Raw genomic sequence first — 13,462 nt, forward strand, 5'->3', positions numbered from 1 at the left:
AGGTCGCTTCAAACCCGCTTCATGCGCTCCCAGCCGTGGCGCACGGCGGTCTTGAACTTTTCCCAGCCGTTTTCCGGGTAGCGCGACTCCCAATCCTTGCGAGCACTGGGCTCGATGCCTTGCCAGTCGTGTTCGCGATACCGTTCGTTTTGGCTCAGCGTTGCGCCGTGCTCGTAAGCTGCGCAATATTCTTCATAGGACATGCCGGAGTTCGCGTAGTTTGCCTCATAGTCTTTGCGGGCTTCCGTCTCGTAGGATGTGTCGTCGAGCGGGGTGCCCATGACAGGATCGCCCACCAGGCCTCTAGCCGATGTCTGCGGCGCTTTGGCCGCGCTCGAGGCACGTTCGGGTCCCGTCGCCGCGTGCGTCGTGACCTGCTGCATGCCGCTGACAACGGTTGGTACTGCAGAGGAAAATTCCGCATGCCGTTTTTCGGCTGCCGCTTCGGGCGATGTCTCGTGCAAATTGTCGCGCGCTCGAGCCGTGCTCCCAGAGGGTGCGATGCCCGACGAAGCGTTGTGCCAGGCACGGCTGCGCTCCTCGATGTCCGCTGCACCCGCGCTGCGCATCACTTCGCGTGCCAGATTCACCTGCATTTCAGACACGTCCGCACTGACCACGGCTCCGCCGCGCCGGATGAACTCGCGGTAATCCTCGGTCACCGGCGGATACGCGCCGTGCGTGAAGAGACGCGCAAACAGGCGTTCGAGTTGATCAAATACTGGCGTGGGTTGTTCCGCATTGCTCCCGCCGGATGCATAAACTCGCGGCCCTTTTTCCACTGGTGCCTCGACCGACATCGAGTAAATGGCGATGTCGGCTTGCGCGACGCCTGCGTCGCCAAGCGCCTTTTGCGCGGAACGCGCGCTCCCATAGCTGTCGTAGACGCCCAATACGGTTTGCCTCATGACTGTCTCCCTTCGCTCTCGACGGGCGGCGGTGCCGCCGCGTACGAGGCGTGGGCGCAACGGTCATGCCCGATTGCGGGAGCAGACGAGACGGGCGATCTGGCACCCGGGAGCAAGTGCTCGGCTTCAGCGGGTCCATGATGGACCCGCGAACGACATCAACTACCCGCGATCGTGTCGACCGGCTTGAAATCGCCGTGCTGGACCTTGTAGATGGTCACGGGCGCGTCCTTGAGGTCGCCGGTCGAATCATACGAAATGGTTGCAGCCGACACGCCCTTGATCGACAGCTTGTCGAGGTACGGCCCATAGACCTTCGGATCGGTCGAGTTCGCGTCCTTCATCGCGGTGAGAAGCGCCATCGTACCGTCGTACGAGTACGGCGAGTACGTGATCGGGTCTTCACCGAAACGCGCCTTGTAGCGCGTGGCGTAGCTGGCGAAGCCGGGCATCTTCTCCTTAGGCAGGCCGCCCATGTACACGATCGCGCCTTCGGCCGCGCTACCGCCAATCTTGAGGAAGGTGGGCGAGCGCGACATTTCGCCGGTCACGAACGCCGCCTTGATGCCAAGCTGGCGCATCTTGCGGATCATCGGCGACGATTGCGCATCGCCGCCGCCATAGAACACGGCATCCGGATTGAGGCCCTTCAGGTTGGTCAGGATTGCAGAGAAGTCAAGCGCCTTGTCGTTCGTGTAGTCGCGCTTGACCACCGTGCCGCCGGCGGCCTCGACGGCCCTCGCGAACTCGTCGGCAATGCCCTGGCCGTATGCGGTGCGGTCGTCGATGATCGCAACGCGCTTGTAGTGCAGCGTCTTCACGACATAGGAGCCGACGATGCGGCCGGCCTGCGCGTCGCTCGTCAGCAGGCGAAACGTCGTCTTGTAGCCGCGTGCCGTATACACCGGCGAGGTCGCCATTGAGATTTGCGGCAGGCCGGCGCGGTTGTACAGATCCGAGGCGGGAATGCTGGTGCCCGAGTTGAAGTGGCCGATGATGCCGCTGACGCCGTCGTCGATCAGACGTTGCGCCACCACGGTTCCCGTGTGCGGGTCAGCCTGGTCGTCCTGCGAGTCGAGTTCGAACGAGACGGGCTTGCCGCCGATGGTGGGATGGGTGGCGTTGAAATCGTTGATGGCCAGCTGCACGCCCTTCTGCATGTCAGTGCCATAGTTCGACTGAGCGCCCGTGAGCGGCGCCGCGAAACCAATCTTGACGACATCGGCGTGCGCGGCGACACATGAAAATGCCCAGGCGACTACAAGTGCGGAGTGCGTTACCTTCAATTTCACTTTTCACTTCCCCTCAGGTGCAATTTGGGCAATGCCGGACGCTCCGTGCTGCCGTGCCGGCGAGTGCGATATGGAGTTGTTGCGGAGCACGCCTGTGGGTTTCGCGTTGCCGCGTAACGTGGCGGGATCGGCGATTGCAGTCTAGGTAGCGAAAATCAGCGCGTCTTGCTCGATTGGCGTGCGACTCGTGACGATTTCTGCATAGTGGCCGGCGGGGATGCACACCAGGGTGCGCACGGGTAGCGGCCGCGCGCAAGCCGTGCGTAGTAGCGGGTGGTGCAATCGGCACAGCGCGGCAGCGCGCGCCCGCGCTCGTCAAGGCGCGATCGTATAACGCAGGATCCGGTCGCGCGACTGCTCGAGCAGGCGCGTCATCGCAGCCGCCGCAGCGTCGGCTTCGCGCGCGACGATGTGCCGGCGCACGGCATCGTGGAGTTCGAGGTCTTCGCTGGGCTTCGCGGCCTGGCGCTGCATCATTTCCGACGACACGCGCAGCGCGGCCTTGATGGCGTTGCCGATCGTGATGAACATGCCGTTCTGCGAGGCCGTGATGATGGCGAGATGGAACTCGAGATTCGCGTCGGCGGCCGCGCGTATGTCCGAGGCGCCATGCTGGGCAGACTGGCTGTAGGCGCTTGCCAGTTCCAGGTAGCGGCGCTCGATGATCTGGAAGGTCTCTTCCTTGCCGTGGCGCGCGGCGAGAAAGCTCGCGCGCGGCTCGAAGCAGATGCGCATTTCGAAGATGTCTTCGACGATCTTCGAGTCGAACTGCGCATTGAGGCGCCACGCGAGCACATCGCGGTCGAGCAGGTTCCAGTCGGAGAAGGGCAGGACACGTGTGCCGATCTTGGGGGATACGGCAATCAGCCGTTTGCCCGCCAACTGCTTGATCGCTTCGCGCAGCGTGGTGCGGCTCACGCCGTATGCGCTGCACAGTTCGCTTTCGACCGGTAGCGCGTCGCCGGGCGCAAACTCGCCCGAGACCACGCGCATGCCGATAATCTTGGCGATCTGCGTTGTTATATTGCCAACGATCGGTTCGCGCTCGAACATCACTTCCCCTTCATGGACGTCGTGCACAGCGTGTCCGTGCTGTGTTATCGGGCGGTCGTCACAATCACGTTCCACGAGCCCGGTTTGAGCTTCGCGCGCACGCGTTCCCCCTCGACCGACACGGCGCTGTTGACTGCAGGCGCCACCGTCGTCGGCGCCTCCACCGTGTTCACCGCTTTCATGTTGGCATGATACAACTCGAGCGCGTGATCGAGCGTACGTTCCTTGCCGAGTCCGCGCAGTTCGATATCGAGTTCCATTTCGTCGCTCAGGTGGCGGTTGAGCGCGAAGAGGGTCGTCGTGCCCGTGGCGCGATCGTCCACCACCGCTGCGCAGAGATAGGGAATCTCCGGAAAAGTTTCGGCTTCGTAAGTGGGGGAATCGATCACCGGTTTGAGCACGCGGCCATGGCCGAATTTCGAGGCCTGCGCGAACGGATGGAAGATGGTCTGGCGCCACGCGCGGCCGCCGGGCTCCGTCATGATCGGCCCGATCACGTTGACGAGTTGCGCGAGACAGGCGGTTTTCACGCGGTCCGAATTGTTCATCATGGTGATGAGCGCGCCGCCCACCACGAGCGCGTCTTCGTGGTTGTAGACCTCCTCGATGAGCCGCGGCGCCTCGGGCCAGCCCGGCTTGCGCAGGTCGTTGATGGTGCGCGCCTTGTACCAGACATTCCATTCGTCGAATGAAAGCATGATGCGTTTGGACGAATGCTTGCGCGCGGCCACGCTGTCCGCCACCGAGACGATTTCCTTGATGAACAGATCCATCACCTCGATGTTGCCGAAGAATTCCGCGGTCGAGTCGCGCCGGTTCTCGAAGTAAGTATGTAGCGAAATGAAATCGACCTGCTCGAAGCAATGATCGAGCACGCGGTCCTCCCACGTGCCGTAGGTAGGCATTTCGTGCGTGGAGGAACCGCACGCGGCGAGTTGAATGGTGGGGTCGACCGAGCGCATGAGCTTGGCCGTTTCGAGCGCGGCGCGTCCGTATTCTTCGGCCGTCTTGCGGCAGATCTGCCACGGGCCGTCCATTTCATTGCCGAGACACCAGAACTTGATGTCGTGAGGCTGTTCATAGCCGTGCTCGCGGCGCAGGTCGGAGAGCGCCGTGCCGCCCGGATGATTGCAGTATTCGACGAAGCGGCGCGCCTCGTCGGGGCCGCGCGTGCCGAGGTTCACGCCGTACATGGGTTCGATGTCGAGCGAACGGCACCATTCGATGAATTCGTTCGTGCCGAACTGATTGGTTTCGGTGGAGTACCACGCAAGATCGAGGCGGCGCGGGCGTTTTTCGCGCGGACCCACGCCGTCTTCCCAGTTGTAGCCCGAGAGGAAATTGCCGCCTGGGTAACGTACGATCGTCGGGCCGAGTTCGCGCGTGAGTGCCATCACGTCCTTGCGGTAGCCGCGCTCGTCGGCGTCCGGATGGCCCGGCTCGAAAATGCCGGTGTAGACGCAGCGGCCCATGTGCTCGACGAATACGCCGAAGAGGCGCCGGTCGAGTTCGGAAATGACGAAGTCGCGGTCGACGATGAGGCGGGAAGCGATCATGGTGTTCCTCTATCCATCCTGTAGCTATATGAAGTGAGGCGGCCGCGCCGGGCGGGCGCGGACCTCCGGTGGCGTTATCGCGCGAGCAGGGCGTTGGTGCGTTGTTCGGCCTCCTTCTGGACGTCGGCGACCGACTTGCCCGTCGAGAGCATGTTGCTGATCTCTTCGCCCACGATCTGCTGGATCGCGAACTGGCGCGGCACCGTGTTCGGCAGCGCGTAACCGGTGGTCGAGATCTCCTTGATTTCCGCGCGATGCGGCAGCGCGTTGAACGTGGCGCTCGTGATGATCGACTGGCGCGCGGGCAGATGGCCGGTGCGCGCCCAGTCGCCGTCGTGGTCGTAAAGGAACTTGAGGAACACGAGCGCGGCATGGCGCGTCTTTTCGTCCTTCGCGCCGCCCTTGAGCATGACCCACGAGTGGCCGTCGGCCCACACCGCCTTCTTCTGATACAGATTCGGGAACGGCACCACGTCGTAGCCGTTGGCGAGCGGGGAATCGGGCTTCTTCGCGAGATTCGTGAAGTCCTCGATCATCCACGTGCCGACCATGAGCACGCCGGCCTTGCCGTTCTCGAACGCCTGGTTGGCCGCGCCATAGTCGAGCCCCGGCGTGACGTCGCCTGCCTTCATGAGCTTGTCGTAGAGCGTGAGCGCGTTGGCGGCGGCCGGCGTGTGCATGTCGATCTTCGTCGGGCCGGCAGGGAACAGCGTGCCGTTTTGCTGATAGACCCAGGTGTCGAACGTGCGCGTTTGCGCGGCCGATTCATTGGCGATCGGCACGGCGAAGTAGGGCAGACCCGTCTTGTCCTTGAACTGCTTCGCCTGCGCAAGCAGTTCGTCGGGCGTCTTCGGCAGGATGGGCTTGCCGCTCGCGTCGACGAGTCCCGCCTTCTTGAACAGGTTGACGTTGATGTGCCAGAGCCACGAATGGGTGTCGAACGGCAGCGCATAGGTCTTGGCGCCGAACGTCACGGCGCGGTGGGCCTGGGGCGTGAAATCGTTGGTGTCCACGCCGACCGACTTGAAGCCGTCGTCGAGCGGCTCGACCAGATTGCGCTTCACGTAGTCGCCCAGGACCGCCTCGTGCATGACCGAGATGGTCGGCACGTCGCGGCTCAGAATGCGCGCGTCGATCTGCGTGTAGTAGGGCGCCCACTCGATGATCTGCGGCTTGACGACGATGTCTTCCTTGTTCGTCGCGTTGAACTGGTTCACGAGCGTCGTAATGATGCCGCACTCGCCAGAGGCCTGGCTCACGTCGTTGACCTTGCCGTATTCGGCGTCACAGGCGCCGAAAAAGCGCGATAGCGTGATTTCCGTTTTGGCCTGGGCCGGCGCCGTCAAGGTCGCCGCGAGGCCGAGCGCAGCCAGCGTGAGGACGCCGCGCATCAACGATCTTCTCATGTCTCTCTCCTGTGCGAGACCCCGCTGGCACGCTGTTCACGCGCACCCAGTGGATCACTTTGTTTGTACTGCGAATCAAGGGCGACCGGTCGACGTGTGGTTCGGGGTCACCGCCTACCGAACTGCGGTGCCGGCTACGGCCGCCACGATGTACTTCTGGAAGAACAGATACAGCACGAAGATGGGCAAGCCGGCAAAGACGGCCTGCGCCATGAGGTAGCCGATGCCCTCGGACTGCGCGAAATTGCCCTGCGTGGAGGCGAGACCGATCGTCAGCGTGTACATCTCGGGCTTGGATGCGGAGACGAGCGGCCAGAGGTAGTCGTTCCACGCACTGAGAAACGTGAAGATGGCGAGCGTTGCCTGTGCCGGCAGCGAAAGTGGCAGCACGACGCGCCAGAACACCTTGAAGCGCGAGGCATTGTCGAGCAAGGCGGCCTCCTCGATCTCGATGGGCACGGCCTTGAAGTACTGCGTCATGAGATACACGCCGAACGGCGAGGCAAGGCGCGGCAGGATCAGCGCGCCGTAGGTGTTGTGCCAGTCGAGCGTGGCGAAGATATGGTGCAGCGGAATGACGAGCGCCTGCTCGGGCACCGCGAGTCCGCACAGGCAAAGCACATAGATATAGCGCTTGCCGGGAAACTCGGTGCGCGCGAAGCCATAGCCCGCGAGCGAGGCGATCACGAGCGTAAGCAGCGTCTGCCCGATCGAAACGATGAGGCTGTTGACGAGCCACCCGCCTACCGCCGACGTGTTGAGGATGTTCGTGTAGTTCTGCAGCGTGAAGGGCGGCGAAAAGAGCACGTCGGTGTGCCGTTCGAGAAACGCATTGGGCTTGAACGAGAGGCACAGCACCCAGACGAGCGGCGTGATCCAGAAAAGCGCGAGCACGACCACGGCGCCCAGCATCAGGCGGTCACCCATGCGGCCCGTCAGCGAGCCGCGCGAGCGCGTGTCGAAAGCGAGCGTGCTCATACCTTCTCCTTCTTGCGCAGAAGCCAGGCTTGCGCAACCACGCCGATCAGCATCAGCGCGAACAGCACTTGCGCCGCCGCTGCGGAATAGCCGAACGACCATTGGCGGAAGCCGGTTTCGTAGATGAATTGCACGAGCGGGCGCGTGGAATTGTTGGGGCCGCCGTCCGTGAGCAACTGGGCCTGGCCGAACAACTGAAACTGCAGCACCGCCTCGATCACCGCCACGAGCGCGACGGTGCGCCAGACAGAAGGCAGCGTGATCTTCGTGAACGTGCGCCAGCGAGAAGCGCTGTCGAGCGCCGCGGCTTCGTAGAGCTCCTGCGGAATCTGCTGGAGCGCGGCGAGGAACAGCATCATCGGCAGGCCCATGATCCACCAGACCGTGACGACGGCGATGGCGGGCAGCGCGGTGGCCTCGTGCATCAGCGGAACGAATTCCGGCAAATGGAGCGCGTGGCTCAGGTCGGCGAGCAGGCCGTTGCCGGGCATCATCACGAGCTTCCAGACCAGCGTGACGATTGTGACCGATAACACGGAAGAGCCGAAAAAGAGTGCGCGCAGCGCGGCGCCGAAGCGCCCCGGCCGGTTCAGCACCAGCGCGAGCGCGAGGCCGAGCAGCACGAACACAGGAACCGTGAGGATGACGAAGTAGAACGTGTTGCGCAGAGCCCCGCGGAAGATCGGGTCGAGGGTGAGATCGAGATAGTTGCGAATGCCGATGAACTCGCTCGTGCCGGCGAGCAGGTCCACGCGCTGCAGGCTCAGCCACCAGCCAAGGCACAACGGGACGATCAGCAGCAGCACGTAGACGATCACGAACGGCAGCACGAACAGCACGTTGGACCACGGCGCGCGCAGGTTGCGCCGCCGGTCCTCGTGCGTTTCCGGAAGCGGCATGGCGAGCGAGCGGTTAGAGGCCATGCCAGGCCTTGCCGGTTTCATCGAATACATGCAGGTGGGCCGCGTCGAGACTCATGCGGATGGTGTCGCCCGTCTCGATTTCGAGCTCGCGTGCGCGCGGCAACTCGGCCACGAGCAATTGTCCGTTGGGCATGCTCACATGCGCGAGCGAGCGGTCACCCAGCCGTTCGATGACTTCGGCACGGCCGACCAGCGGCCCTTGCGGATCCAGCAGCACGTGTTCGGCGCGCACACCCAGCGTGAGCTTGCCCGCCGGCAAGCTCGCCGCGGCGATCGCGGTGGGCGCCTCTACGCCGTCGAACGGCAGGGCGACGATCAGCCGGCCGCCGTTGTCGCCAACACGCTCGACATCGATAAAGTTCATCGCGGGCGTGCCGATGAAGCCCGCGACGAAGCGCGTGGCGGGCCGCTTGTAGATGTCGAGCGGTGCGCCGATCTGCTCGATGCGCCCGCGGTTCATGACGACGATGCGCGTGGCGAGCGTCATGGCTTCCACCTGATCGTGCGTGACGAACACCATGGTGGAGTGCAGGCGCTGATGGATGCGCGCGAGCTCGAGGCGCGTGCGGGTGCGCAACGCGGCGTCGAGGTTGGAGAGTGGCTCGTCGAAGAGAAATGCTTCGGGTTCCTTGACGACGGCGCGGCCGATGGCGACGCGCTGGCGCTGGCCGCCCGAAAGCTGGGCAGGACGGCGCTGCAGCAGCGGGCCGAGTTCGAGCATGCGCGCGGCCTCGTTGATGCGCTGGTCGACTTCGCCCGCGCTCACGCCCGTATTGCGCAGGCCGAACGCCATGTTGTCGTACACGGTCATGTGCGGGTAGAGCGCGTAGTGCTGAAACACCATCGCCACGCCGCGCTTGCCGGGCGGCTGGTCGTTCACGCGCCGCTCGCCAATGCTGATCTGGCCGTCGCTCACGGTTTCGAGCCCGGCGATCATGCGCAGCAAGGTGGATTTTCCGCAGCCCGAAGGGCCGAGGAAGACGAGGAACTCACCGGATTGAATGTCGAGGTCGAGGCCGGTGATCACCTCGGTTTCGCCATACCGCTTCGTTACGCCGCTCAGTCGGATGCCCGTCACGGTGCCTCCTGTGGAGTAGTCTCGTACCGCCGCTTTTAGTGCGTTGATATTATGAAAAGAGTGACGTCCTAACCCATTCGTGTAAACACTTAATCATTCGATATCCCAAATAATGGGTTTATGCGTATTGCATCGATGGGGGGCGATTGCGCGGGGCGTAATGAAAAGGAATGCATGGCATTCGTGTATCGCGTGCCTATCAGAACGGGGGAGGGCTAGCGAAATGTTGGCGTGCGTGGCAAGGCAACGCAGAAATGCAAATCGCGCGACCATTATTTTCACCCATTAAGCCAAAAGTGCGCCGTACTCAGTGCGACGAAACATATATCGCATCTGCAAACGGCTCCGGAATGGCAAAGCTTGCGCGCATACGCTTCGTTTCCGCCGCAGGCGTCAGGCCAAAGAGTCTTTTGAACTCCCTGCTGAACTGGGACGCGCTTGTGTAACCCACCGCGAGGCTCGCCGCCTCGGCGGTCAGGTCCTGGCGGACCATCAACAGGCGAGCCTGATGCAAACGCGTCGACTTGACGTACTGCATCGGCGAAACCTGGGTGATCGCCTTGAAGTGGCTATGGAAGCTCGGAACGCTCATGCCCGCTTCCTGCGCCAACTGCATCACGTCCAGCGACTGTGCATAGCCGGCATGGATAAGACGTAGCGATTTGCCTATGCGGCCGAACTGACCGCGCATCGCCAAAGCCTCGCGCATCGAGCTGCCTTGTGCGCCTGTGAGCACGCGGAAATAGAGTTCGCGCAGCAGGCACGGGCCCAATACCGCGGCTTCGAGAGGTCGATGCATCGCTTCGAGCAAGCGCAGCACAGAGGCCTGCATTGCGTCATCCATCGGCGTCGACATCATGCTTTGAGGCGCTTGCACGCGCTCCGCTCCGCCTTCGCGATCGATCTGTACCGCCAGTTCCGCGGCCAGCGTGAAATCGAGGTGCAAGTAGAGCGCAAGCAATGGCCGCTGCTCGGTCGCATCGGTTTCCATGCTGAATGGAACTGGCACGGACACGGCGAGATAGTGCTGTTCATCGTACAGGTAGAGATGGTCGCCGAAATAGCCTCGCTTGCGCCCCTGACAAACGATCACGATGCCGGGGTCGTAGAGCACCGGCGTGCGTGACAATGGCCGGTTCGAGCGCAGGATACGCACGCCTGGCAGCGCGGTGAGGTTGTAGCCCTCCTCGGGCGCCAACGCGCGAAGCAACGCAACGATGCGCTTGCGGCTTCGCGAGGGGTCAGGATTGGGGGTAGAGGCCCGGTTCGTGCTCATAGTTTTAGGCAAGAAAAATAGCGGAATCTCGCTTGGTTCGCTCCGCGCTTCAGACTAGTATGCACTCACCAGACAACGTTCGGGAGAAGCTTCAATGGAGTCCAGCAAAATTCTGCTCATCACTGGCGTGAGCAGCGGCTTTGGTCGCGCGCTTGCGCAAGAGGCGCTAGCGGCAGGCCACAAAGTCGTCGGTACCGTGAGAAGTGTCGAGGCGAAGCGCGAGTTCGAGTCTCTCTCTGCAAATGCCGCATACGCACGCGTGCTCGATGTGACCGACTTCGATGCGATCGACGGCATCGTCGAGGAAATCGAGGCGAGCGTCGGACCGGTCGACGTGTTGGTCAACAACGCTGGCTACGGGCACGAAGGCGTCATGGAAGAATCGCCCCTCGCCGAAATGCGCAGACAGTTCGACGTCAATGTGTTTGGCGCGGTCGCCATGATGAAGGCGGTTCTGCCTTTCATGCGTGCGCGCAGGCGTGGCCACATTCTGAACATTACGTCGATGGGCGGCTATATCACCATGCCGGGCATCAGTTATTACTGCGGGAGCAAGTTCGCCCTGGAGGGTATCTCCGAGGCGCTTGGCAAAGAGGTCAAGGCTTTGGGTATCGCCGTGACAGCCGTTGCACCTGGCTCCTTCCGCACCGACTGGGCCGGTCGCTCGATGCAACGAACGCCGCGTTCGATCCCGGATTACGACGCGATTTTCGACCCCATCCGCAAAGCGCGTGAGGAGAAGAGCGGCAAACAATTGGGCGATCCCCAAAAGGCAGCGCGCGCGATGCTCGCCGCTATTGCCGCGGACCACCCGCCCGCGCATCTCCTGCTCGGTAGCGATGCACTGGGGCTCGTGCGGGACAAGCTGTCGGCGTTGCAAGACGAAATCCGTGCCTGGGAGAGCGTGACGGTCTCGACTGACGGCTGAGGATCGCGGGAGTACCCGATCTTCTCACCCGGCATGAGAATGCTGGCATTCCGTTGCAAACCAATGGTCGACGCGGTGCTGCGCAGCCTGAAGATCCTCGGGGTAATACGGGTCGTTCCACGGTGATGGGTCGTAGCCCGCCTTCCTCAACGCCGCAACCTCGCTTTGGTGTTGCGCTATCGTGGGAGGCGCGTTGCTCCTGAGCGTGGCCAGATCACGGCACTCCGTTGCGCTCAGATGTGGCCCGCTTTGTGGCACGCCGCCGGCGGCGCATCCCGCCAGCAGCAGCGCCAGCGCAGTCAGCGTCAGGCGGCTTTTCGGGCGGCTTTCCATAGCGCATCTCCACGCGTGTGATTGGCGCGACGAGCGGTGCGATGCCGTCCGTCGCGCGTGATTTCCGCGTTTATTTTGCCTTAGACCAGTCGCCGTGAGAGGCGCAGTAGAAATCGAAGAAGGCCGGCAGCCAGTGGAACGGGAGGCGCCTAGTTCACGCGATCGCCGCTCCCTGGATCGCATCGACGAGCTGCGCGTTGCTGCGGGCGCGGCCCGCGATGCCCCAGGAGCCGTCCGCCGCATAGACGATGTTGGTCCAGATGTGATCCCGCCTCAGGCGCCCACCGGCCGCCTGTTCGAGGATCGCGGTCGCCTTTTCGGTGAAAGCCTGTTTGGCCTCGGGCGTCGCCAGCGCGATCTGCGGCAGCGTGAGTTCGACGAACGCGGCGGCGGCAGGCTTGCCGGCCGAAAACACGCGTGCGGCCGGTATGACGTTCAGCGTTCCGATCACATTGGGCGTCATGAACGCGTTGCCTTCGAGTTGCGCGACGCTCAACAGTGCCTGTGTCAAGGCGGCGAAGGTGTGGGCTTCGGCCTCTGAAAGCGAGCCACGGCAAACGCTGGCTCAAGACCTTCATCGGCTTCTATCTGGGCCCGAAGCGCACTTGCGACATCGGCGAAAGCTGCGCGCTGCCGAGCTTTTCGCCCGAGATGGTGCGCGCCGACGGCGAGACTCGCGAAGCCTATGAGGCGGAGCTGCGCCGCTTGATCGAGGAGGTCTCGGCGGGGCTGCCCGACGAAGCCGGCGTGGCGCGCGACGACAAGGCGATCGCGCTGCTTGCGATGTTGTCGGGCGGAGTCACGCTGGCGCGGGCGGTGCCGGATCCGGCTCTGTCGAAACGGATCGCCGACGCTGTCGAGCGCTCGGCGGTTGCGCTGACTTCGGCGCCGCGCAGGCAAGGGTGAGGGGGCGCAGAAACGAAGACACGTGCCCCATAGGCCGTTTGCCTGCCAGCGCCAGACGAAGCCGCCGCGCCAGTTGCGTCGTCGACGGCAAAGCAATGCGTTCGGGCACCGCGCGCGGCGCCCGAATACGGATTCTCTAGTAGCCGACCGTAAAGCGCGCGCGCTCGTGTGCTGGCTGTTCCAGTTCGTTGACCAGAGCAACTGCGTAGTCCTCAAACGAGACCCAGCTCGTGCCCCGTTCATCGACGAGGAGGTCATCACCGCCCAGGCGGAACTTGCCCGTGCGCACACCCGGATCGATCCGCATCGGCGGGCTGAAATACGTCCAGTTGATATCCGACGCTCTCAACGCCGCGAAAGCCTTGATATGGGAGGTGGCGATCGGAACCAGTCTCTCCGGCCAATGCCCGGATTCGAGCACCGTTACGCCCGGTGAGAACCAGAGCGAGCCGCAACCGCCTGCCATGATGAGGCGCGGAACACTGGCCTTGCGAACCGCGGCAATCGCCCGCTCGGTCACGTCGGCCAGTTGATCCGTGTAACTCACATCGCTGAAAAAGCGTGCGTCGTCCTTCGGAGGTCCGAAGGCGCTGACTACGGCATCGGCCCCGGCGATGATCTCTGCAATTCGATCTGCACTACTGAGATCATCGCGCACACTATTGATGCTGTTGGGAAGCTTGTCCGGATTGCGTGCGACGGCCGTGACTTGATGTCCGCGGCTGATCAGTTCGCTGAGAACCGTGCGGCCGACCTGACCCGTGGCGGCGAGAACGACGACTTTCATGTTCAATGTTCCTTGAAGATTGGCATTTGGTTGGTTGA

14 protein-coding genes are annotated in these 13,462 nt (G+C 63.1%); 2 read left to right on the plus strand and 12 right to left on the minus strand.

Features of this window, described 5'->3' with window-relative positions:
* Window positions 1-8: 8 nt before the first annotated feature.
* From AB4Y40_RS18125 to AB4Y40_RS18165, 9 genes are all read right to left on the minus strand, one after another.
* Window positions 9-908, minus strand: a complete 900-nt coding sequence (locus AB4Y40_RS18125; protein WP_368688904.1) for a hypothetical protein — start codon at window positions 906-908, stop codon at window positions 9-11.
* 158 nt (window positions 909-1,066) lie between these two features.
* On the minus strand, window positions 1,067-2,200 hold the full coding sequence (locus AB4Y40_RS18130; protein ID WP_368688905.1) for a branched-chain amino acid ABC transporter substrate-binding protein: 1,134 nt from the start codon (window positions 2,198-2,200) through the stop codon (window positions 1,067-1,069).
* Between the two features lie 315 nt (window positions 2,201-2,515).
* Window positions 2,516-3,280: a FadR/GntR family transcriptional regulator gene (locus tag AB4Y40_RS18135; RefSeq protein ID WP_342924890.1), complete on the minus strand. Its 765-nt coding sequence runs from the start codon at window positions 3,278-3,280 to the stop codon at window positions 2,516-2,518.
* A gap of 17 nt (window positions 3,281-3,297) precedes the next feature.
* Complete coding sequence (locus tag AB4Y40_RS18140) at window positions 3,298-4,809, minus strand: alpha-N-arabinofuranosidase (protein WP_368688906.1); 1,512 nt, start codon at window positions 4,807-4,809, stop codon at window positions 3,298-3,300.
* 74 nt (window positions 4,810-4,883) lie between these two features.
* On the minus strand, window positions 4,884-6,215 hold the full coding sequence (locus AB4Y40_RS18145; RefSeq protein WP_368688907.1) for an extracellular solute-binding protein: 1,332 nt from the start codon (window positions 6,213-6,215) through the stop codon (window positions 4,884-4,886).
* Window positions 6,216-6,329: 114 nt separating this feature from the next.
* Window positions 6,330-7,193, minus strand: coding sequence for a carbohydrate ABC transporter permease (locus AB4Y40_RS18150; RefSeq protein WP_342924893.1), 864 nt, complete (start codon window positions 7,191-7,193; stop codon window positions 6,330-6,332).
* On the minus strand, window positions 7,190-8,116 hold the full coding sequence (locus tag AB4Y40_RS18155; protein ID WP_368688908.1) for a carbohydrate ABC transporter permease: 927 nt from the start codon (window positions 8,114-8,116) through the stop codon (window positions 7,190-7,192). The genes AB4Y40_RS18150 and AB4Y40_RS18155 overlap by 4 nt, the downstream gene beginning before the upstream one ends.
* On the minus strand, window positions 8,106-9,194 hold the full coding sequence (locus AB4Y40_RS18160; protein ID WP_028207405.1) for an ABC transporter ATP-binding protein: 1,089 nt from the start codon (window positions 9,192-9,194) through the stop codon (window positions 8,106-8,108). The genes AB4Y40_RS18155 and AB4Y40_RS18160 overlap by 11 nt, the downstream gene beginning before the upstream one ends.
* Window positions 9,195-9,501: 307 nt before the next feature.
* On the minus strand, window positions 9,502-10,470 hold the full coding sequence (locus AB4Y40_RS18165; protein WP_368688909.1) for an AraC family transcriptional regulator N-terminal domain-containing protein: 969 nt from the start codon (window positions 10,468-10,470) through the stop codon (window positions 9,502-9,504).
* 94 nt (window positions 10,471-10,564) lie between these two features.
* Between AB4Y40_RS18165 and AB4Y40_RS18170 the strand changes: the two genes are divergently transcribed.
* On the plus strand, window positions 10,565-11,398 hold the full coding sequence (locus tag AB4Y40_RS18170) for an oxidoreductase (protein ID WP_368688910.1): 834 nt from the start codon (window positions 10,565-10,567) through the stop codon (window positions 11,396-11,398).
* Between the two features lie 24 nt (window positions 11,399-11,422).
* Here the strand turns inward: AB4Y40_RS18170 and AB4Y40_RS18175 are convergent, their stop codons facing one another.
* Together AB4Y40_RS18175 and AB4Y40_RS18180 are read right to left on the minus strand one after the other, a co-directional pair.
* The gene (locus AB4Y40_RS18175; RefSeq protein WP_368688911.1) at window positions 11,423-11,731 is read right to left on the minus strand and encodes a DUF4148 domain-containing protein; all 309 of its coding nucleotides are present in this window, start codon (window positions 11,729-11,731) and stop codon (window positions 11,423-11,425) included.
* A gap of 154 nt (window positions 11,732-11,885) precedes the next feature.
* Window positions 11,886-12,242 carry a 4-oxalocrotonate tautomerase family protein gene (locus AB4Y40_RS18180; RefSeq protein ID WP_368688912.1) on the minus strand — a complete coding sequence of 119 codons (357 nt, stop codon included), beginning with the start codon at window positions 12,240-12,242 and terminating at the stop codon, window positions 11,886-11,888.
* On the opposite strand from AB4Y40_RS18180, the gene AB4Y40_RS18185 reads away from it, so the two are divergent.
* Complete coding sequence (locus AB4Y40_RS18185; RefSeq protein ID WP_368688913.1) at window positions 12,236-12,637, plus strand: hypothetical protein; 402 nt, start codon at window positions 12,236-12,238, stop codon at window positions 12,635-12,637. The genes AB4Y40_RS18180 and AB4Y40_RS18185 overlap by 7 nt on opposite strands.
* Window positions 12,638-12,773: 136 nt before the next feature.
* Here AB4Y40_RS18185 and AB4Y40_RS18190 read toward each other — a convergent pair whose 3' ends face one another.
* Window positions 12,774-13,424 (minus strand): NAD(P)-dependent oxidoreductase, encoded by a 651-nt coding sequence (locus AB4Y40_RS18190; protein ID WP_368688914.1) that lies wholly within the window; start codon window positions 13,422-13,424, stop codon window positions 12,774-12,776.
* Window positions 13,425-13,462 lie beyond the last annotated feature (38 nt).

Origin of the sequence: Paraburkholderia sp. EG287B (assembly GCF_040965595.1) — a bacterium.
Taxonomy (GTDB): domain Bacteria; phylum Pseudomonadota; class Gammaproteobacteria; order Burkholderiales; family Burkholderiaceae; genus Paraburkholderia.

Excerpts from the sequence above, each read along its gene's own strand:
- AB4Y40_RS18140 (WP_368688906.1), bottom strand. The coding sequence starts at position 4,809 with ATGATCGCTTCCCGCCTCATCGTCGACCGCGACTTCGTCATTTCCGAA.
- AB4Y40_RS18175 (WP_368688911.1), bottom strand. The coding sequence starts at position 11,731 with ATGGAAAGCCGCCCGAAAAGCCGCCTGACGCTGACTGCGCTGGCGCTG.
- AB4Y40_RS18125 (WP_368688904.1), bottom strand. The coding sequence starts at position 908 with ATGAGGCAAACCGTATTGGGCGTCTACGACAGCTATGGGAGCGCGCGT.
- AB4Y40_RS18145 (WP_368688907.1), bottom strand. The coding sequence starts at position 6,215 with ATGAGAAGATCGTTGATGCGCGGCGTCCTCACGCTGGCTGCGCTCGGC.
- AB4Y40_RS18170 (WP_368688910.1), top strand. The coding sequence starts at position 10,565 with ATGGAGTCCAGCAAAATTCTGCTCATCACTGGCGTGAGCAGCGGCTTT.
- AB4Y40_RS18150 (WP_342924893.1), bottom strand. The coding sequence starts at position 7,193 with ATGAGCACGCTCGCTTTCGACACGCGCTCGCGCGGCTCGCTGACGGGC.
- AB4Y40_RS18165 (WP_368688909.1), bottom strand. The coding sequence starts at position 10,470 with ATGAGCACGAACCGGGCCTCTACCCCCAATCCTGACCCCTCGCGAAGC.
- AB4Y40_RS18155 (WP_368688908.1), bottom strand. The coding sequence starts at position 8,116 with ATGGCCTCTAACCGCTCGCTCGCCATGCCGCTTCCGGAAACGCACGAG.
- AB4Y40_RS18190 (WP_368688914.1), bottom strand. The coding sequence starts at position 13,424 with ATGAAAGTCGTCGTTCTCGCCGCCACGGGTCAGGTCGGCCGCACGGTT.